This window comes from Pseudoalteromonas sp. P1-9 (genome assembly GCF_001399975.1).
GTDB lineage: Bacteria > Pseudomonadota > Gammaproteobacteria > Enterobacterales > Alteromonadaceae > Pseudoalteromonas.
The window spans coordinates 58,463-78,788 of sequence record NZ_LKBD01000015.1 but is presented as its reverse complement, the minus strand read 5'-3'; the positions used below and the strand labels follow the sequence as shown (position 1 = coordinate 78,788).

At 39.7% G+C, this 20,326-nt stretch carries 16 protein-coding genes; 7 read left to right on the top strand and 9 right to left on the bottom strand.

All coding sequences use genetic code 11. From position 1 onward, the window contains the following. Window positions 1-9: 9 nt before the first annotated feature. Together minD and minE are read left to right on the top strand one after the other, a co-directional pair. Window positions 10-819: a septum site-determining protein MinD gene (gene minD / locus AN214_RS11200; RefSeq protein ID WP_010559207.1), complete on the top strand. Its 810-nt coding sequence runs from the start codon at window positions 10-12 to the stop codon at window positions 817-819. A 1-nt stretch (window position 820) separates the two neighbouring features. Then, window positions 821-1,078 carry a cell division topological specificity factor MinE gene (gene minE, locus AN214_RS11195; protein ID WP_010559208.1) on the top strand — a complete coding sequence of 86 codons (258 nt, stop codon included), beginning with the start codon at window positions 821-823 and terminating at the stop codon, window positions 1,076-1,078. 42 nt (window positions 1,079-1,120) lie between these two features. On the opposite strand, the gene rnd is transcribed toward minE, so the two are convergent. The 3 genes from rnd to AN214_RS11180 all read right to left on the bottom strand — a co-directional run bounded on the left by rnd (window position 1,121) and on the right by AN214_RS11180 (window position 4,959). Beyond that, window positions 1,121-2,248: a ribonuclease D gene (gene rnd / locus AN214_RS11190; protein WP_054979814.1), complete on the bottom strand. Its 1,128-nt coding sequence runs from the start codon at window positions 2,246-2,248 to the stop codon at window positions 1,121-1,123. A 60-nt stretch (window positions 2,249-2,308) separates the two neighbouring features. Next, complete coding sequence (gene fadD / locus AN214_RS11185; RefSeq protein ID WP_054979813.1) at window positions 2,309-3,970, bottom strand: long-chain-fatty-acid--CoA ligase FadD; 1,662 nt, start codon at window positions 3,968-3,970, stop codon at window positions 2,309-2,311. Between the two features lie 137 nt (window positions 3,971-4,107). Further along, entirely contained in the window at window positions 4,108-4,959 is an 852-nt protein-coding gene (locus tag AN214_RS11180; RefSeq protein ID WP_161805682.1) for an alpha/beta fold hydrolase, read from the bottom strand. 80 nt (window positions 4,960-5,039) lie between these two features. Between AN214_RS11180 and AN214_RS11175 the strand changes: the two genes are divergently transcribed. Next, window positions 5,040-6,362 (top strand): alkaline phosphatase, encoded by a 1,323-nt coding sequence (locus tag AN214_RS11175; protein WP_200911128.1) that lies wholly within the window; start codon window positions 5,040-5,042, stop codon window positions 6,360-6,362. A gap of 51 nt (window positions 6,363-6,413) precedes the next feature. Here AN214_RS11175 and tsaB read toward each other — a convergent pair whose 3' ends face one another. From tsaB to AN214_RS11150, 5 genes are all read right to left on the bottom strand, one after another. Beyond that, window positions 6,414-7,094 carry a tRNA (adenosine(37)-N6)-threonylcarbamoyltransferase complex dimerization subunit type 1 TsaB gene (tsaB, locus tag AN214_RS11170; protein WP_054979811.1) on the bottom strand — a complete coding sequence of 227 codons (681 nt, stop codon included), beginning with the start codon at window positions 7,092-7,094 and terminating at the stop codon, window positions 6,414-6,416. A gap of 3 nt (window positions 7,095-7,097) precedes the next feature. Then, the gene (locus AN214_RS11165; RefSeq protein WP_054979810.1) at window positions 7,098-9,011 is read right to left on the bottom strand and encodes an ATP-dependent DNA helicase; all 1,914 of its coding nucleotides are present in this window, start codon (window positions 9,009-9,011) and stop codon (window positions 7,098-7,100) included. Window positions 9,012-9,115: 104 nt separating this feature from the next. Further along, on the bottom strand, window positions 9,116-10,204 hold the full coding sequence (locus AN214_RS11160; RefSeq protein WP_054979809.1) for an HDOD domain-containing protein: 1,089 nt from the start codon (window positions 10,202-10,204) through the stop codon (window positions 9,116-9,118). A gap of 89 nt (window positions 10,205-10,293) precedes the next feature. Next, window positions 10,294-10,605: an MGMT family protein gene (locus AN214_RS11155; protein ID WP_054979808.1), complete on the bottom strand. Its 312-nt coding sequence runs from the start codon at window positions 10,603-10,605 to the stop codon at window positions 10,294-10,296. Between the two features lie 15 nt (window positions 10,606-10,620). Beyond that, window positions 10,621-11,505, bottom strand: a complete 885-nt coding sequence (locus tag AN214_RS11150; protein WP_054979807.1) for a LysR family transcriptional regulator — start codon at window positions 11,503-11,505, stop codon at window positions 10,621-10,623. 103 nt (window positions 11,506-11,608) lie between these two features. On the opposite strand from AN214_RS11150, the gene AN214_RS11145 reads away from it, so the two are divergent. From AN214_RS11145 to AN214_RS11130, 4 genes are all read left to right on the top strand, one after another. Further along, window positions 11,609-12,667: an efflux RND transporter periplasmic adaptor subunit gene (locus AN214_RS11145; RefSeq protein ID WP_054979806.1), complete on the top strand. Its 1,059-nt coding sequence runs from the start codon at window positions 11,609-11,611 to the stop codon at window positions 12,665-12,667. Between the two features lies 1 nt (window position 12,668). Next, on the top strand, window positions 12,669-15,746 hold the full coding sequence (locus AN214_RS11140) for an efflux RND transporter permease subunit (RefSeq protein WP_054979805.1): 3,078 nt from the start codon (window positions 12,669-12,671) through the stop codon (window positions 15,744-15,746). A 147-nt stretch (window positions 15,747-15,893) separates the two neighbouring features. Beyond that, a complete protein-coding gene (gene nudB, locus AN214_RS11135; RefSeq protein WP_054979804.1) occupies window positions 15,894-16,349 on the top strand; it encodes a dihydroneopterin triphosphate diphosphatase in 456 nt (151 codons plus the stop codon). A 129-nt stretch (window positions 16,350-16,478) separates the two neighbouring features. Next, the gene (locus AN214_RS11130; protein WP_054979803.1) at window positions 16,479-19,781 is read left to right on the top strand and encodes a methyl-accepting chemotaxis protein; all 3,303 of its coding nucleotides are present in this window, start codon (window positions 16,479-16,481) and stop codon (window positions 19,779-19,781) included. Window positions 19,782-19,820: 39 nt separating this feature from the next. Here AN214_RS11130 and AN214_RS11125 read toward each other — a convergent pair whose 3' ends face one another. Further along, window positions 19,821-20,249, bottom strand: a complete 429-nt coding sequence (locus tag AN214_RS11125; protein WP_054979831.1) for an Lrp/AsnC family transcriptional regulator — start codon at window positions 20,247-20,249, stop codon at window positions 19,821-19,823. Window positions 20,250-20,326 lie beyond the last annotated feature (77 nt).

Sequence of the window (20,326 nt, the reverse complement as noted above, 5' to 3'; positions counted from 1 at the left end):
ATAGATTTCATGGCAAAAGTTATTGTTGTCACATCAGGTAAAGGCGGTGTTGGTAAAACAACATCAAGTGCAGCGATTGGCACTGGGCTTGCGTTAAAAGGATACAAAACCGTTATTATCGACTTTGATATTGGTTTACGTAACCTTGATTTGATTATGGGTTGTGAGCGCCGTGTTGTTTATGATTTCGTTAATGTAATCAACAATGAAGCAAACTTAAACCAAGCATTAATCAAAGATAAACGTGTAGAAAAATTGTTTATTTTACCTGCTTCGCAAACGCGCGATAAAGACGCGTTAACCAAAGAAGGCGTTGAGCTGGTATTAAACGAGCTTAAGAAAGATTTCGACTTTATCATTTGTGATTCACCAGCAGGTATTGAAGCCGGTGCAATGATGGCACTTTACTTCGCAGACGAAGCAATTGTTACGACCAACCCTGAAGTTTCATCGGTGCGCGACTCAGATCGTATTTTGGGTATTTTACAAAGTAAGTCAAAACGCGCTGAAGAAGGGCTTGAAAACGTAAAAGAACACCTGCTATTAACACGTTATAATGCAGAGCGTGTTGCAACGGGTGAAATGCTGTCAGTAGAAGATGTTCAAGATATTCTAGCAATCGATTTATTGGGCGTTATTCCTGAGTCAAAAGCAGTACTTAATGCGTCTAACTCGGGTCAGCCTGTAATTCTTGATTCAGACTCTGATGCGGGTAAAGCGTATTCTGATGCGATTGACCGTTTATTAGGTGAAAAAGTTGATTTTCGCTTTTTAGAAGCTGAGAAGAAGGGCCTACTTAAACGGATATTTGGAGGTTAATGTGTCATTACTTGATTACTTTCGCTCACAAAAGAAAACAACAGCAAGTTTAGCTAAAGAACGATTACAGATCATCGTAGCGCATGAGCGCTCAAGTCGTGGTACGCCAGATTATTTACCACAGCTTAAACAAGATATTCTTGAAGTGATCCGTAAATACGTAAATATCGAGCAAGATCAGGTTCAAGTTCAGCTTGAGCAAAACGAAGATGACTTGGCTGTACTCGAACTCAATGTCACTTTGCCTGACGATAAGTAAACATAAAAAAGCCTGCGTGAAGCAGGCTTTTTTAATCTCAGTTTAAAACCAGTCTTTTAGTGAATGCTTGACCATTTCACCGCGCCAACTCGTCATTAAATCCGGTTTTAAAAGTGCACCTTCATCAAATTTTGACTTGCATTTCCACTTCCAGCTGATCAATTGATTCATTTGTTTTTTACTTGCCAGCACATCAAGTGGAATATCATTGTCTTTCGATATTTTTTCAAGCTCAGCACGTAGCTCTTTTAACGTTTTTTTATAGCCATGAAAGTCTATTAAGCGTTGAATTTTTTCTGGATGCTCGGCTTCGTCTTTATCTAAACCGATTTTCACTAAATTTAACAAGGTTTTACCATAGCGATTAAGTAACCCTTGGTCGCCTTCACACAAACGCTTTAATGCACCAAAATGAGTTGGCTGTGTTTTGGCTATCTCAAATAAAATGTGCTCTTTAACGATAAAGTTAAGTGCTAAGTTTTTCTCACGGGCGCGATTTAAGCGCCAAGCTGCTAACTGCTGAAGCACTGCTAATTGTTTCGGGTTAAGTTGCCACGCGTTTTTAATATCTAGATAGGCAAGTTCTAACGGTGTTTCATATTTGCGCTTATTAGCAATAACTGCGCTTTCACCAAACACAATCGCTTGCTTATCATCGTTTAGTTTTTCTTTAATAATGTTAAAACAAGGCATTAAGTAAAATACATCGGCAGCTGCATAGTCTAACTGGGCTTTCGTTAATGGGCGTTGCAACCAATTAGTGCGAGATTCACTTTTGTCTATTTGTTCTTCGAGTAGCATTTCAACCATATTGGCAAAGCCAACACAGTTGCGCTCCCCTAATAGACTTAATGCAAATTGTGTATCAAACAAAGGTGTTGGAGTACAATTGCCATGGCGTGCAAACACCTCAAGATCCTCAGATGGTGAATGCAACACTTTAATAATATTAGGATTTTCCATTAGCTGCCAAAACGCCGACAAATCAAGATCTAACGTTGGATCGATAAGGCAAATACGATTGCCATCGTAAATTTGCAATAATGCAAGCTCTGGGTAAAGGGTGCGGCGTCGCATAAACTCGGTATCTACCGCGAGTACCGATTTGTTGTTATAGCTGGTGACCGCTGAATCTAATTCTTGTTGTTCTGTAATAAATGAGTATTGCACTACTTTTCCTCATAAAAAAACCGGCAGATTGCCGGTTTTTCTTTTTAGGGTATTCCCTATTTAACTTGCTTCTTTAAGTGCGCGTCTTAAAATTTTACCAACATTTGTTTTTGGTAAATCTTCGCGGAATTCCACAAACTTTGGCACTTTATAATTGGTCAAGTTTTCACGACAGTGCTTGATTATATCTTTTTCTGTCAGACTTTGGTCTTTTTTCACGACAAAAATCTTAACTTGTTCACCACTTACTTCATGTGGTACACCGACAGCCGCAACTTCAAGCACACCTTCATGCATCGCTACCACTTCTTCCACTTCATTTGGGAATACGTTAAAGCCAGATACAATAATCATGTCTTTTTTACGGTCAACAATATAGAAGAAGCCTTCTTCATCGTATTTAGCAACGTCACCCGTTGCAAACCAACCGTCTTTTAAACATTCTGCGCTTGCTTCTGGACGATTGTAATAACCTTTCATTACCTGAGGACCTTTAACCCAAAGCTCCCCTGCTTCACCCAGTTCTGCTTCAGTACCGTCTTCTTTTACGATTTTAAGTTCTGTGCTTGGTGCTGGTAAACCAATTGATCCATTAAATGCTGCAAGGTCATACGGGCTAACAGTAACAAGTGGCGCACATTCAGTTAGTCCATAACCTTCAACTAAGCGAGAATCAGTAACCGTTTGCCATTTTTCAGCAACTGGGCGTTGTACTGCCATACCGCCACCAAGCGATATTTTTAGCGATGAAAAATCAATTTCAGAGAATCCAGGCGTATTTAATAGGCCGTTAAACAAGGTATTTACACCTGTCATTACGGTAAACTTTTTGCCCTGAAGTTCTTTAATAAACCCTTTCATATCACGCGGATTAGTGATTAAAAGGTTATGGCCACCGTACTTCATAAAAGTTAGGCAGTTCGCCGTTAAGGCAAAAATATGATAAAGCGGTAGCGCTGTTACTACCATTTCTTTACCTTTATTAAGTAGTGGGTCTAAACAACCCGTTACTTGCTCAAGGTTTGCTACCATATTGCCGTGTGTAAGCATGGCACCTTTAGATACACCGGTAGTACCACCGGTATACTGTAAGAATGCTAAACAATCTTGCGTTAAATGTGGGCGCGTATACTTAGATACATCACCAGATTTCATCACATCTGTGAAATCGATAATGTTTGGCAGGCTATAACTTGGCACCATCTTCTTAAGGTGTTTTACAACAAAGTTAACTAAATGCTTTTTAACACCACCTAACATATCACCAATTTCAGTAACTACGATGTTTTTAACATTCGTCTTTGGTAACGCTTCTTCAAGTGTACGAGCAAAGTTGGCAAGAATAATAATAGTGCTTGTTTCTGAATCGTTTAATTGATGCTCAAGCTCACGCGTAGTGTAAAGCGGGTTTACATTTACAACAGTCGCGCCCGCACGCAGTGTACCAAGAATTGCAATTGGCGTTTGTAATAAATTCGGCATCATAACCGCAACTTTATCACCTTTTTTAACGCCTAGTTGATTTTGTAGATATGAAGCAAATCGTTTAGTTGCGTCATCCATTTGTTGGTATGTATATACCTTACCCATATTTTCAAAGGCAGGAAGATCTGCATAGTCTTGAAAGCTTTTTTCAAATAGTTCAAGCAGGGAGTCATAGTGCTGTGGATCTATCTCAGCAGGAACACCTGCTGGGTAACGCTTCAACCAAATCTTTTCCACGATAGGCTCCTATAAATTATATTTATTGTTTGTGTTTTTGTGTTCAACTTAAACCTTAATTCATGTAAGGCAATTTAACAATTGAGTAATTACTCTAAAGGGCTAATATTCACATATTTAGGCACGTTATACAAACTTTAGTTTACACCGTTTACGTAAACGTCAACCTCTTTCGCAATCACTTGCGCATATTCCATATGACAATGATGCCCACCAGGGATCTCTATTACACCTAAATTTGTATAAAGTTGTCCATAATTTTCAATCGCTTGCGATATCATTTCAAATCCATTTATCGCTTTTATTAGCAGTAATGGTACTGTTATATCTTTACAAATTGCTTGGCATTGGCTTGGACTAAAACGAAAACCTGAGTGATGTTTGAGTTTTGGGTCAGTCAAAAGCTTAATGCCATCTTCTACTTGCTGTGTATTTCTTTTCATAATGAGTGCAGCATTGTCGTAATCTAAATCACTTACTGCAAGTCGCGCATTAACAACTTGGTCAAAGCGTTTAAATACTCGCTTGCTAGTTGGTTTAGCACGGCTTTCAATGGCATTTCTTAATTGCGCTGTTACTTCGCTGTCTGGTGTTGTAACACACGCTAACCCCTCAATTGCAATAACGCATTTAACCTTATCAGGAAAACAGGCAGCAAATAGGTTAGCAACCATAGCCCCCATTGAATGACCAACAATAACTACCTTTTCATTTGGCGCGATTTGCTGCAACACGCGATAAACATCATCTACATAATCGATAAAATAATAATGCGCTTGTTTATTACGCCAGCTTGAAAGTCCGTGTCCAGGGAAATCAATCACATACCAATCATAGCGAGGCATTTGATTAATAAGGGGTAAAAACGAATTACTATTATCTTGCCAACCATGCAGTGCGATAATTTTTGTATTACGATTGTTTAATCGCTGACATGCGATTTTTAATCCATCAATTTCGTACGATGTTTCTGTTATTGTAACTTGCAATGTAATTTCACCGATAAAAATGTAATTTAGCGCATAAATACGTTATGTTTAGCGCAAAATAACACAGAAAAACAATACACATGAAAAAATCGTTAGTTGCCTCAACAGTATTATTGGCAAGCAGCAGTTTAGCGTATGCAGATGCACCAAAGAATATTATTTATATGATTGGTGATGGCATGGGACCCGCCTACACTACTGGTTATCGTTACTTTAAAGATGACAAAAATACTAAATACGTAGAGCGTACTATCTTTGATGAGCTATTTGTCGGCCTTGCTAGTACGAGCCCTGATGATGATACAGTGGTTACTGACAGTGCTGCGGGTGCAACAGCACTTTCTACCGCTACTAAAAGCTACAATGGCGCAATTGCTGTTGATACCGCAAAAAAACCGTTAACTACTATGCTGCAAATCGCAAAATCAAAAGGCCTTACTACCGCGTTAGTTGCAACTTCACAAATTAACCATGCTACACCTGCAAGTTTCGCCGCGCATAACGAAAGCCGCCGTAACTATGACGAAATTGCTAACGATTACGTTGATGTTAAAGTAGATGGAAAGCTAGCGGTAGATTTAATGCTTGGTGGCGGTACTAAATATTTTATTCGTGATGACCGAAATCTTGTTTCTGAATTCAAACAAGCGGGTTATCAATATGTTGATGATTTCGACAAACTAGAATCGATTAAGTCGCTACCAGCGCTTGGCTTGTTTTCTGATGTGGCATTTGCGTATGCAATTGACCAAAACCCCACACGACTTGCTGATATGGCAAAGAAAACCCTGTCGTTACTTGATAACAATAAGCGTGATGGTTTCTTTGTAATGCTTGAAGGTTCGCAAATTGATTGGTGTGGTCACGCTAACGATATTGCCTGCGCGATGGCTGAAATGGATGATTTTGCCAATGCAATTAAGCATGCAAAACAATACGTAGACCAAAATCCAGATACCTTACTTGTGGTTACTGCAGATCACAGTACCGGTGGGTTAACTCTTGGTGCCAACGGCCACTATTCTTGGCATACAGATATAATAAAAGGCGTTAACGCCAGTATTACTAAAATTGCCAAAGCGCTGATGAAAAGTGATCACCTTTTAACTACTTGGTCAGACAAAACTGGCATTAAGTTAGATAAATCGCAAGCAGAGCAGCTGACTATGCTTACCACCAGTGCTAAGAGCGAAAAAGATGATGAGCATAAAGAAAAAGAAGCATTGGTAAAACATATACGACAACTAATTAGTGATGCGTCAAATACAGGTTGGACTACAGGCGGTCACACCGCGATTGATGTGCCAATTTTAGCTTATGGCAAAGGTGCAGACGCCTTTAAAGGCCACTTAGACAATACCGAAATTGCAAATAAGTTAATTAACTACATTAAGCAAAGATAAACCCAAACCAAGACTGTGCCGATAGTTATCGACACAGTCTTTATACTTAGCTTATTCTCGGCCCGGTAATTTTTTCCACGTTACCGTGTCACGTACATAAACAGGCTGTGCATCTGCGGCAACCACCGTATTGCCCTCAATCAATTCACGTTCTGCTAATGTCGCCATAAAACGTGCATTTGGTAGCGTTATCTCATCTAAAATCGTTAAATTTGTTGCTTCAAAGTGCACTTTATACGTTTGACAACCGGTACCCACAACTACGGCATCGTATTCTGGTAGGGTTAATTCTTCTGGCTTTATGACCATTTCGTTTGACATAAACGCTGCGAGATTATTTTCATCACGCTTAAATTCTGCGTAATAAATTTCGCCCATACGCGCGTCTATCGTTGCGATTGCATAATCCGCTTCTGTCGTGTCAAATGCCTGTTGCGCCATCATTTGTAAGTTCGATACACCGATCACAGTTAAATTTGCGGCATATGCCAGCCCTTGCGTGACCGAAACACCAACGCGCACACCGGTAAAGCTACCAGGGCCACGGCCAAACGCGATAGCATCAAGTGCTTTTAGCTTCGTGTTTGCACTATTTAAAATACTATCGACCAACGGCAACATTTTTTGGCTATGTTGTTGAGGGCACACCTCAAAGTGAGCGTTTTTTAAATCACAGCTAACGGCTACAGACAACGCTTCTGTAGCAGCATCTATAAGAAGTATATTTGACATAATCTATTTAATTTTTTCTAAAAATGCAGACGCTTTTGCGAGATCGCGAGTGCGCGCCATATTGGGTAAACTTGCTAAAAAGATTCTACCATATTCCCTAGTCACTAAGCGATTATCACAGATCACCAGCACGCCTTTATCTTTTCGGTCACGAATTAAGCGGCCAACGCCTTGTTTTAACGCAATAACAGCCCCAGGTAATTGCAGCGAATAAAACGGGTCATTGCCCTGCCCGCTATGGGATTTCATCTTTGCCTGTAATAAGGGATCATCGGGCGCTGCAAACGGCAATTTATCAATAATCACGCATGACAGCGCATCACCTCTCACATCAACCCCTTCCCAAAATGATGCTGTACCAAGCAACACAGAGTTGCCGTGCATCACAAATTTCTCTAACAAAATACGTTTTGACGCTTGTCCCTGAACTAAAAGCGGGTATTCAACGCTGTGCGATAAGCCGTCTGCCACTAAATTAAGCATGCGATAACTGGTAAACAAGATAAAACAACGGCCTTTAGCCGCTTTAATCATTTGCTTTGCAATGCTAACGATGGAAAAACCCATTTCTGATTTACTCGGCTCAGGCAAATAACGCGGTATACACAGTAACGCTTGGTTTTCGTAGTCAAACGGACTGTCATACACTTCCATAATCTTAGTACTTAAGCCTAAATCCTTGGCGAAGTGGGTTAAATCGCCATTTACCGCAAGGGTTGCCGAGGTAAAAACCCAGCTCGACGTGGCATTATCAACAAGTGCCCGAAATCGTTCTGATACATTGAGAGGCGTAATACTAAAAGTTAAATGACGCTTAGTTGTTTCAAACCAAAAACTAAATCCCGGTTTTTGTGCGTCGTACATGGTTTCTAGCTGGCCTTTTAGGCTGGCTGTACGTTCAAACAATTTTTCAATTTTGTCACTGCGTTCAAGGCATAATTTAAGCACTTGATATAAAAAGCTAATATCGTTTATTACCCGTTCAATCGCACGATACACATTCGCTTGTTTGATCATTTGTTGCCAGTCACCGCGTTGGCTGTCACTTGGAAATTGCAAGCGTAAATCAAATACCGCAGTTTCGAGTTTATCTAATGTTTTACCTAGCTGGATCATATCGAAGAGCTCACCGCGATACACTAAGCGAATATCGCGAACAAGCTCAATGACCATACGTGTGCTTACGCGCGAGGCAAAATAATCTGATGCAATGTTGGGTAACTGATGCGCTTCATCGAATATATAGCAATTAACATTTGGAATAAGTTCGCCGAAGCCCGATTCTTTAACAACAGCATCAGCCAAAAATAAATGGTGATTAACTACCACTAAATCTGATTCGATGGCTTTAACGCGGGCTTTTCTGACAAAACAATCTTGAAATGATGGACATTCTTTACCAAGACAATTATCCGTCGTAGATGTGACATAAGGTAATACTTTGGCATCTTCTTCAATGCCGCTGCAATCAGCCATATCGCCAGAGCGCGTTTCGCCGGAAAATTTTGCCACCATGGCGAGCTGATGCATGACATCGGGGTCGTCTACTGGTACATGGGCAACGTGCTGATTTAAACGTTCAATACATAAATAGTTGGAACGCCCTTTTAGCAGGGCAATTTTTTTGCCTTTTCCGAGGATCTTTTTTAGCGCAGGCAAATCACGATGGAATAATTGCTCTTGCAGTGCTTTGGAGCCAGTCGACACCATCACTTTTTTATCTGATAGTAACGCAGGTACCAAATAAGCAAATGTTTTACCGGTACCTGTTCCTGCTTCAACAATTGCCTGCTCATCTTTTGCAATGGCTAAAGCGACCGATTTGGCCATATCAATTTGTGGTTGCCTGGGTGCATACCCTTTAATCGCGAGGGCGAACGGGCCTGATTTACCAAACAAATCGTCGATACTATTCATTTAAAGCACGTGTTTTAAAAATGGATTGCAAGTGTAACGATTAAGCATACTGACAACAAGAAAAAGACCGTTTTTAAATAACTAAGCTAACCAGCATTAATAAATTAAATCACAGTATTTGCGCTATGATTTATCAGCAAACTCGCTTCTTCTTTTGTTAGTAACGTTATCGTTGCATTGTTGAAATCGAAATCTTCTAATTCGATTTTGTTGTGTTTTACCAGCAGCGATAACATGGCAAGTTGATTAGCTTGATAAACACATCCACCAATAGGATATCGTTCGGAATATTTTAGTAACTCATGCTCTGTGCTGATTCTACTTTGTACCGCTAAGCTTTCTAATATTTCGCGTGGAAAATTCCAAAGTTTTGCAATATCGAGAGTTAACCGCTGACCATAATCCGTTACTAAACGTTTAATATTTTGGGCGTTTGGCTGAGTATCAGGACAGACACTTGAAAACGCATCAATCATTAATTGAAAAATAACCATACTGCCCAAATTTACGAGCAAACCGACTAAATAAGCTTGCTCTGCGTTAATTTGATATTTAACGGCTAACTGTTGGCTTAAGCGCCCTGTAGTTTGGCTATGCGACCATAAGTGCTTGCCATAGTTTTTAAAATAGATCTGTGCTTTGGGTACCATTTGTGCAACAAAGCCGTTAATCACTCCTTCAGATAACCCTTTTTGGCCGAGCAACATAAATGCTGCTTTTATATCTGAAATCGGCTTGTTTGCGCGGTTGTAAAACGCGGAATTCGCAAGCTCAACCACTTTGGCCGCAATAACAGGGTCGTCGCTAATCAGATTGACAAGTATTTCAACATCAAACTCCGCCTGATTGAGCGTATTCATAACTTGGGTTAGCGAACTCGGTACAAGTGGCAACGCTTTCAAGATATATTGTGGTTGGCGCAATAACTGTAGGATTTTACTTTCAATAAATTCATTTATCGGGTCGCGCTGAGATGTGGTAATTACGCTATTAAATAACAGTTCAAAAAAGCGGTCCTGATAATGAACTGTATTTTTTAATTCAAAGGTAAGATCAGACACGTCAGCATTATTTTGATTATATAGAATATCTAGGTTTTCAGGCGCATCTTTGCTGTCTTCAAAGAAGTAATGATTTGCTTCAACTTGTTGTTTTAAAGTTGGAAAAACCTTTGATATTAATCGTCTAAACATACTACCGCGATTCTCGTTAAATAATGCTTAATTGTAAACCGTAACGTCTAAGATGCGAAACGACAAATGCATTTAAATTTGCTATCGCGTTATACCTGCCACATTGCGACTTTTAAATCTATTTTTGTTCCTTTAAACACAATTCCTTCTTGTTCCAGCAGCGATTTCTGTTGTTGATATTTTTCACTGTTCTCTGGGAAACTAATTTTACCTTGTGAATTAATCACTCTAAACCAAGGAATACGACTACCACTTGGCAGTTTTTTCATGACGGTTCCCACTAAACGGGCATGTCCTTTTAGTGAAGCCATTTCTGCTATTTTGCCATAGGTACACACCTTGCCGCTTGGAATGGACGCCACCACGAGTAAAATTGCTTGTACTTTTTCTTCTTGCGTCATGTTAAAACCTAAAAATTAGTAGAGTTCTTGAAGCCCTTGCCATATTGCACTGGCAACCGGTCCGTAGAAATTACGATTACTGCGAAACGCACGTAACTCGGATTGAAATTGGTCTTCGTCGTCACTTAATCTTATTTGCACTAAATCGCCATTTTCCAGTTCAGTTTTACACACGTGTTTTGCAGCTAACCCCCAACCAACGCCCTGTAATAATAATGAGCGCAATGTTGCCAGCTCTTCCACCATCACCACTTGCGAGCCTTTTGCAAACGATAATTTTTCATCGTCAAAAGGTAATTCTGTGGGTTTTAAGGTTAAACATGGAATAGCATCAAGTTCATCACTTGTTAATGTTGTGCGACCATTTGATAAAATTTGCGGTGACGCCACTAAAATAACATCGATCGGTTTAAGTAAAACGCTTTGAAAATCCCCTGACGCGTGAAAAATATCAAACCAAGGTCCAATGCCAATATCAACCTCACCTTTTGCTAGTTTTTCAACTGCTTGAAATCGCGAACCACCTACTATCTTGAATTGTGTACGCGGAAATTGCTGAATAACTTTACCAAATAGTTTGCTTATACGCTGATCTCCCGCTAATTGCTCATACGCAATACAGATACTCGGTTCATAACCAAGTGCTAATGTTGAACTAATCTTATCAAGCTCATCGCAGCCAGATAACACTCGCTTAGCTTGCTTATAAAAGCGCTCGCCAGCTGGCGTTAATTTTAAACGATAACCACTGCGGTCAATTAAGGTAAAACCGATGTCTTGTTCTAACTTTTGCATCGCCATGGTCAGTGCAGGCTGGGTTTTATGACACTTTTCAGCGGCCTGTTTTAAGCTTTGAGAACTAACAATAGCGTCTAAAATCTTCAATTGACTTAACTTCATTATTAAAACTTATACAGTTAGTAATTTTTTATAAATATAATTTTATATTGTGTTTCGTTATTCTGGCTATAGTTAATTAACTTTTTCTTTTTAGGATAATAAGATGCGCGCCTTTTTACTGTGTTTACCAGTAATGCTATTAACTGCCTGCAAAGATGCAGCGCCAGAAAAAATTGAATCTGTCATTTCTCGTCCTGTTAAACTTTTTACCGTACCTGATTCAGGAAGCCCGAATATCAGGCGTTTTCCTGCTAAAGTAGAAGCAAATCAAGGATCGTATTTATCGTTTAGAGTGAATGGCGAGCTAATTGAATTTCCTACACTTGCAGGCCAAGCAGTCAAAAAAGGCGATATGCTTGCCAAGCTTGATCCTGAAGATTTTAAACTACAGCTCGCTGACAGAGAAGCGCGCTACAAACTCGCGAAAAATCAACTCGAACGTACCGAAACGCTAAAACAAAAAGGCATTGCGTCGCAATCGGAATTAGATCAAGCAAAGGCCAATATGCAAGTCGCGCTCTCTGCATTAGAAAAAGCGCAAACTGATTTAGAATACACAGTTTTACGAGCGCCGTTTTCAGGCACTATTAGTAAAGTATTTATTAAGAACTTTGAGAGTGTTGTTGCGAAACAAAATATTATGCGCATCGAAACCCGTGATTTAATGGACGTAACTATTCAAATTCCTGAAAAATTGGTAGCGCGTGTCGATAAACAAACAAATTATAAGCCACAAGTCGTATTCGATAGCTTTCCAAATAAGGCGTATGCACTGTCACTTAAAGAATGGGATACTCAAGCGGATCCGTTAACGTTAAGTTATCGAGTGGTATTTACCTTACCGCTACCAAACGATTTTAATTTGCTCGCAGGCATGACGGGCAATGTACTGATTGATTTAAATAAAGTGTTCCGTTCAGATCAACAAAAATTCACTATTCCAACGACCGCAGTATTTAGTGATGCAAGTGAAAATTCGTTTGTTTGGCGCTTTAACGATGGTTCAATAGAAAAACTTAAAATTACCTTAGGTGAAATCCATAAAAGTGGTATTGAAGTTGAAAGCGGCCTACAACCGGGCGACAAAATCGTGAGTGCCGGCGTACACCAATTAACAGAGCAAAGCCTTGTTCGTCCATGGACTAAAGAGCGAGGCTTATAATATGAGCATTGCTGAAACGTCAATTGAAAAACGCACGATAAGCTGGCTGTTTACGCTAATTTTATTACTCGGTGGTGTTTTTTCTTATCAGCAACTCGGTCGTTTAGAAGACCCAGAGTTCACCCTAAAGAAGGCCATGGTTATAACACGCTACCCAGGTGCCTCGCCAGAGCAAGTTGAACAAGAAGTTACTTACCCGATTGAAAACGTTATTCAACAGCTACCGTATGTTGATTATGTCACGTCTATTTCTTCACCCGGTTTATCGCAAATTGCGGTCGAGATGAAAAGTACCTATCGCAAAGAAGAATTAAGGCAAATTTGGGATGAATTGCGCCGTAAAATAAATGATTTATCACCGCGGTTACCTTCGGGTGTTTATCCACCAAGTGTAATGGATGATTTTGGCGATGTTTATGGTGTGCTTTACGCAATTAACGGCGATGATTACTCTTATGAAGAACTTGAAAATTACGTCGATTACCTACGCCGCGAATTAGTATTAGTAGATGGTGTAGGTAAAGTCACCGTGGCCGGCGAACAAAAACCACAAGTTACCGTCGAGATTTCGAGTCATAAACTTGCGCAACTTGGTATTTCAGCAAACGTGATATACCAGTTATTGCAAAATCAAAACACCGTATCAAACGCAGGTAAAGTAACAGTAGAAGGCGAATCAATTCGTCTCCACCCTACTGGCGAATTTAAAGATGTGTCGGAACTTGAAGACCTGCTGATCTCAAAACCGGGCGCAAAAGAAATTATCTATTTAGGCGATGTTGCTACGGTAAAACGTGAATACCCTGAAATACCTAATAATCCAACCCATTATGCAGGTAAACAAACACTGCTATTAGGCGTCTCGTTCGCATCAGGCGTTAACGTAGTTGATGTTGGCGAGCGTTTGTCTAACCATCTTGCATCACTTGAATATCAAAGACCATATGGCATTGAAATTAACACACTTTACAACCAGCCTAAAGAAGTTGAGAAGTCAGTTGATGATTTCATTATGTCGCTGGCACAAGCGGTTGCAATTGTAATTGCGGTACTGTTGCTATTTATGGGGTTTCGCAGTGGCTTACTGATTGGTGCGGTACTACTTATTACCGTTTTTGGTACCTTTATCTTTATGTTGGTTCAAAACATTGACCTGCAACGTATTTCTTTAGGTGCTTTGATCATTGCATTAGGCATGCTCGTTGATAACGCCATTGTTATAACAGAGGGTATTTTGGTTGGCCTTAAAAAAGGTTACAGCAAAGTAAAAGCGGCTAACAGCATTGTTAATCAAACTAAATGGCCATTATTAGGCGCAACGATTATCGCGATCACTGCTTTTGCCCCAATAGGCCTAAGTTCTGACGCAACAGGTGAATTTGCTGGAAGCCTATTTTATGTCTTACTTATTTCACTTTTATTGAGCTGGGTAACGGCTATTACAATTACTCCGTTTTTAGCCAGTGTGCTGTTTAAACAAAGTGAAATTGAACATAACCCTGACAATGAACTTGATGCAGATGAACTTTATAAAGGGGCATTATTCGTTTTTTACGGCAAAGTACTTAAAACCGTTTTAGCGTGGCCAAAAAGTACACTTGCAATTATGTTTGTGTCGTTACTTGGAGCATTAGTCCTGTTCGGTAATGTTAAACAGTCATTTTTCCCACCGTCAAACACACCGATGTTCTACCTAGATTACTGGCGTTATCAAGGGTCTGATATTAGAGCCACGGAGAAAGATATTTCTGCGTTAGAAGAGTACTTACTTGCCAAGTCACAAGTTGTTGAAGTAACCAGTACGATTGGCCAAGGCGCTCCTCGCTTTATGCTGACATACGCGCCAGAAAAAATTCATCCTGCGTTTGGTCAATTGATTATCAGAACGACGGATCTCGAATCACTTAATGAGTTGCTAGCTGATGTACGCAGTTATGCCGATGAAAATTTACATAATGCGGTTATTAAACTAAAACGCATGGAGATTGGCCCATCAACCGACGCAAAGATTGAAGCACGTTTTCAGGGGCACGACCCAAAAGTGCTGCGCGATTTAGCTAACCAAGCAATTGAAATATTAAACGCCGATGGCGCAGCATATAACATTAAACATGATTGGCGTGAATTAACGAAAGTTATCCGTCCGCAGTTTAATGAACAAAAAGCCCGTCGATTAGGCATTAGCAAAGCCGATTTAGACAATGTATTGTTAACGACCTTGTCGGGACGCCAGGTTGGTTTATACCGCGATGGCACGCGCATGTTACCGATAATCGCGCGCTCGCCTGCATCAGAACGTCTTAACGTAGATTCACTTTATGACTTACAAATTTTCAGCCCAACGCTCGGTGTTTACGTATCAATAGAGCAAATCGTTGATGGCTTTAATACCGAATGGGAAAATAACTTAATATTGCGTCGCGACCGTAAACGCACCATAACGGTTATGGCCGATCCGGATATTCTAGGTGATGAAACCGCGGCAAATTTATTAAAGCGTGTAAAACCACAAATTGAAGCGATAAAACTGCCGCAAGGTTACCAATTAGATTGGGGCGGCGAGTTTGAATCTGCATCTAAGGCACAAAAAGCTATCTTTGGCTCATTACCGCTTGGCTACTTAGTTATGTTTATTATCACGGTGCTGTTATTTAACTCAATTAAAAAGCCGTTAATTATTTGGGCGACTGTCCCGCTTGCGGTAATTGGCGTTACCATTGGTTTATTTACCATGAGCAGCCCATTTAGCTTTATGGCATTACTTGGTTTATTGAGCTTATCGGGTATGCTGATTAAAAATGGCATTGTGCTTATGGATCAAATTGAACTTGAGCTGAGTGAAAATAAACACCCATACACAGCCGTTTATCATTCTGCACTCAGTCGTTTGAGACCAGTGTCTATGGCTGCCATTACAACAATTCTGGGTATGATCCCGCTACTATTCGATGTGTTTTTTAAATCGATGGCAGTAACCATTATGTTTGGTTTAGGATTTGCGACCATTCTTACTTTGCTGGTAATTCCTGCGCTGTATACTTTAGTATTTGGCGTTAAACCAGAAAACACCGAAGCCTAGCTACAACTTTCCCACGTTAAGGCCTCTTAGCGTGGGACATCCACTTCCCAACATATTACTTTAAACGTAAAACTAAGTTTATTACCACATTAGTTTAACTCGTTATTGTAATAGGTATACTGTGTATAAAAAACGGTGTGCCTCGTTATGCTTCGTGACCCCTATTCGGTGCTTGTGGTTATTCAAAATACTCAAAATCAATTTTTGGTGATGCAACGTGCAGATGACCCATCCTTTTGGCAATCTGTTACTGGTGGCATTGAACACGATGAAACAGCCCTTGCCTGTGCATATCGCGAAGTTCTTGAGGAAACAGGCATTAATTGCCTCGAACAAGGCATGAGAATTAATGATTTAAACATTACAAATCATTACGAGATTAGGCCACAGTGGCGTAGCCGTTATAAACCTAACTGTACTATTAACACTGAGTTTGTATTTCATTTGTTGGTTCCAGTGACACAATCTATCGTTTTGCATCCCAATGAACACTTAGCTTATAAATGGCTTAATTACCAAGACACCCTAGAAATTTTATGGTCCGATTCGAACAAACACGCAATAACGTATTGTTATGAACAAACAATGTGTAAACTTATTTAGCCATTTTTACAAAAAAGAAAATTTAAACAACCGTTTTCAATAGCAGCAAAATTGCGATAGTCAATTTATGTTTTAGACTTAGTTAGGACTTAATACTGATTAATTCATGGATTAGCACTAAGGAAGGTTATGACTAGGTTACCGCTAACTTTACGCCAATACTTCGCAAACATTAACTTATCTAAAAAGTTAACTCTATCGTTTTTAGTTGTTGCGGTCATTCCGCTGCTGATCGTGTTTATTATTGCCTATTACAACTCCTCAAACGCAATTAAATCACAAGTTTATAACCAATTATCAGCAATAAGCAGTATCAAAAAAAGTGGGCTTGAGCGCTACTTTAAACAAGTTGAACTCAAGCTAGTGACCACAGCTCTAAGCCCTACTACAAAGTCAGCCGCCATCGAGTTTAGACAAGCGTTTGATGAAGTTAATACCAATAATAATTCAAAACCTGCCCTGAAAAACTATTACAATAATGTCTTTTTTGATGAATTTAAAAAAACAAACCCGAATATTCAGCAGCTTAATGTCAATTTTGATGCCCTAAGTTCAACCGCGGTTGCGCTACAAACCCGTTATATTTTAGACAATGCTAATCCCATCGGTAGCAAACAACAGTTAAGTACAAGCGGTATAGGTGATTCGTACGATAATGTGCACAGCCGGTATCATAACTATTTTACCAATCTCACTGAATATTATGAGTTTTATGACTTGTTTATTGTTGATAATCGCACTGGCAATATTATTTACTCTGTTTATAAAGAGTTAGATTTTGCGACATCGCTACTTGATGGCCCTTATGCAAACAGCAACATTGCCAGTGTTTTCAAAAAGTCACAGAGCATAAAAACAGGGAATGACGTTGCGTTTATAGATTATCAGCCGTATTTCCCCTCATATAACAATCCAGCAAGTTTTATCGCAATGCCAATCGATGGCGAAACTACCTTAATTTTTCAGCTTTCGATAAATGCGCTTAATAACATTATGAGCAATCGCGATGGTCTAGGTGAAACCGGTGAAACCTACCTTGTAGGCCCTGATAAATTAATGCGCTCAGACTCATATCTTGACCCGGAAAATCACTCGGTAATTAATTCATTTAAAAACCCTGAAAAAGGCAGTGTAAATACCTATGCCATAGAACAATCATTACAAGGCGTTGCTGGGCAAAAAATTATTAATGACTACAACGGTAACCCCGTACTTTCAACTTATCAACCACTTGAGGTGTTCGATATTACCTGGAGCTTACTAGCCGAAATTGATGAAAGTGAAGCTTTTGCCGCAGTTGATAGACTTGCTCTTATTCTTACCTTAGTGCTGTTATTAGTGATTGCGGCTGTTGCGTACACAGCACCTAAATTTGCAGCGTTTTTAGCAGCACCGATTAAACATTTATCTGAATTAATGAAAAGCGTTGAAAATACCGGCGATTTTTCGAAACGTACGACTGAAATGAATAACGATGAGATTGGCGATACGGCGGGTGCTTTCAACAACTTGCTTGCGAGTTTACAAGCATCAATTATGGACACCAATCGCGTTATGCAACAACTTACTAAAGGTGATTTTGACGCTCGCATAACCACAGAATGTAAAGGCGAACTGGCATTGCTAAAACAAGCAACCAACGATAGCGCAGAATCCATAAGCTTAGCGATGTCAGAGTTAAACTCCGTTGTAAACGCAATGTCTCAAGGTAAGTTTGATAAAACCATCAATTCACCTATGGCAGGCGATTTAAATACATTAAAAGACAATATTAATTCAACGTTATCAACGTTAGATTTAGCAATAAGTGACATTGTTAATGTCATGCAATCTATGGCTCAAGGCGACTTTGAACAACAAGTGACGGTTGACTGTAACGGTAAGTTAGACGAACTAAAACAAGGCATTAACCAAACTATTTCAAGCATTAACAACGCCATAAATACCATAGATTACACTATGGCAGAACTTAGTGATGGTAACCTTGACGCGCAAATTAGTGTGCCGCTCAATGGCCAATTAGATCTGTTAAAACAAAAAATTAACCAAACCATTCTAAATATTTCTACTGTTATTAACGACATTTCATTTGTTATGGCAAACGTCAGTGAAGGTAATTTTAGCTCTCAGGTTGAAAGTGAAATGACAGGTCAGTTCGCGCGCCTTAAAGATGACGTCAATATCAGTATCAAGTCAGTAAATCACGCCATCAACGATATTAGCGCGGTAATGAATGGTATAAGCCAAGGCGATTATCGCCAACAAATAGACGCTAATATGAAAGGACAGTTAGATGCGTTAAAAACCAATATCAATAGTTCAGTAAACAGTGTTAAAGAAGTTATAGCATCACTTAGCGATGTTGCCGAAGCGATGAAAAAAGGTGACTTTACGCATTTTATTGAACTTGAGTTTAAAGGTGATTTAGCGCAGCTGAAAACAGATATCAATAGCTCTGTTACTGCAACAGCCACAGCCATTAATGAAGTTTCTATCAGTTTAGAGGCATTAGCGAATGGTGATCTGAGCAAACAGATGCAAGGTAACTTCCACGGTATTTTTTCGCAGCTACAGCAGAATATTAATCGCACAACAAAACAACTAATCGATGTAATCGGCAATATTCAAGCGTCTGCCGAAGAAGTAAAACAGTGTGCGAAAGAAATCTCGGTCAGTAATACGGAAATAAGCGAACGCACGGAAGAACAAGCTGCAAGCCTAGAACAAGCAAGCGCCAGTACTAAAACATTACTCGAAGAAGTATACGGCGTTGTAGAACAATCAAAGCGTGCGGTATCACAAAGTAACATTGCCACAGAAAGTGCCAAACAAGGCAAGTCACTGTCGCTTGAAACCCAGCAATCCATTGAAGAAGTAGAAAAATCCAGTAAGAGTATTAATGAGATTGTTGAAGTAATTGACGGACTTGCCTTTCAAACTAATCTGTTAGCACTAAATGCCGCGGTGGAAGCTGCGCGTGCTGGTGAAAATGGACGTGGTTTTGCGGTGGTTGCAAATGAAGTACGTGAACTTGCAAGTCGCAGTGCCAAATCGGCAAAGCAAATTCGCGATATTATTTCTGACAGTAACGATAAAGTCCATTTAGGTAGTCAGTTATCGGTTGCATCTGGTGAGAAGCTATTACAAATTGTGGAGCGCGTTGAAGAAGTAAATCAAAGTATTCATAAAATCAGTGAAAGCTCTAACAATCAAAGCCATAGTTTAAAAGAAGTCGATGTGGTTGTGCAGCGATTAGCGACTATCGTACAGCAAAACTCAGCGGTGACAGAAGAAACCATGGCAGCTGCCAACTTAATGGCTGAGCGTGCGAACAATATGAATAATCTACTGGAGTACTTTAAAACCAATAGCCCCACTGAGCCGACACCAATGATTTCGGGTGAGCTGATCCCAGCCAGTAGACGCGCATAAGCATTATGTGGCGTCATATTCTAAACCAAGTTTTTGCAATTAGCGCTTAAACTTGGTTTCTAGAATAACAGAAGATGTAGTGCGCTCTACACCATCCAAATTACCGATTTCGTCGAGCGTATGACTAAGTTGCTCTAACGAGCTTTCTTCTACGACAGCTATTAAGTCGTATTCACCGCTTATTGCATACAACTGTGAAATAGCGGTAAATCGCTTTAATTCGACATTGGTTTGCGTTGTTAATTTTTGTTTAACCTTAATGGATACGTGCGCGCTCACCCTATTTTTTAAATAATCTTCACCAAGCTTTACACTGTAACCGGATATCACTCCTGTAGACTCAAGTCGGGCAAGTCTATTTTGTATGGTTGAGCGGCTCAAAGACAGCTTTCTCGCTAAGTCTGAAACGCTCAAACGCGCGTTTTCTTTTAGCGCATTAATTAAACTTTTATCTGTATCGCTAATCATATTGACCAAAACCATAAACAATTTGCTAAATAATATCGTTAATATGGTTATTTTTACACTACAAAATGGCCTTAATA

Excerpts from the sequence above, each read along its gene's own strand:
- AN214_RS11160 (WP_054979809.1), bottom strand. The coding sequence starts at position 10,204 with ATGTTTAGACGATTAATATCAAAGGTTTTTCCAACTTTAAAACAACAA.
- AN214_RS11150 (WP_054979807.1), bottom strand. The coding sequence starts at position 11,505 with ATGAAGTTAAGTCAATTGAAGATTTTAGACGCTATTGTTAGTTCTCAA.
- nudB (WP_054979804.1), top strand. The coding sequence starts at position 15,894 with ATGCTTCGTGACCCCTATTCGGTGCTTGTGGTTATTCAAAATACTCAA.
- AN214_RS11140 (WP_054979805.1), top strand. The coding sequence starts at position 12,669 with ATGAGCATTGCTGAAACGTCAATTGAAAAACGCACGATAAGCTGGCTG.
- AN214_RS11145 (WP_054979806.1), top strand. The coding sequence starts at position 11,609 with ATGCGCGCCTTTTTACTGTGTTTACCAGTAATGCTATTAACTGCCTGC.
- AN214_RS11165 (WP_054979810.1), bottom strand. The coding sequence starts at position 9,011 with ATGAATAGTATCGACGATTTGTTTGGTAAATCAGGCCCGTTCGCCCTC.
- tsaB (WP_054979811.1), bottom strand. The coding sequence starts at position 7,094 with ATGTCAAATATACTTCTTATAGATGCTGCTACAGAAGCGTTGTCTGTA.
- AN214_RS11175 (WP_200911128.1), top strand. The coding sequence starts at position 5,040 with ATGAAAAAATCGTTAGTTGCCTCAACAGTATTATTGGCAAGCAGCAGT.
- minD (WP_010559207.1), top strand. The coding sequence starts at position 10 with ATGGCAAAAGTTATTGTTGTCACATCAGGTAAAGGCGGTGTTGGTAAA.
- AN214_RS11130 (WP_054979803.1), top strand. The coding sequence starts at position 16,479 with ATGACTAGGTTACCGCTAACTTTACGCCAATACTTCGCAAACATTAAC.
- AN214_RS11155 (WP_054979808.1), bottom strand. The coding sequence starts at position 10,605 with ATGACGCAAGAAGAAAAAGTACAAGCAATTTTACTCGTGGTGGCGTCC.
- AN214_RS11125 (WP_054979831.1), bottom strand. The coding sequence starts at position 20,249 with ATGATTAGCGATACAGATAAAAGTTTAATTAATGCGCTAAAAGAAAAC.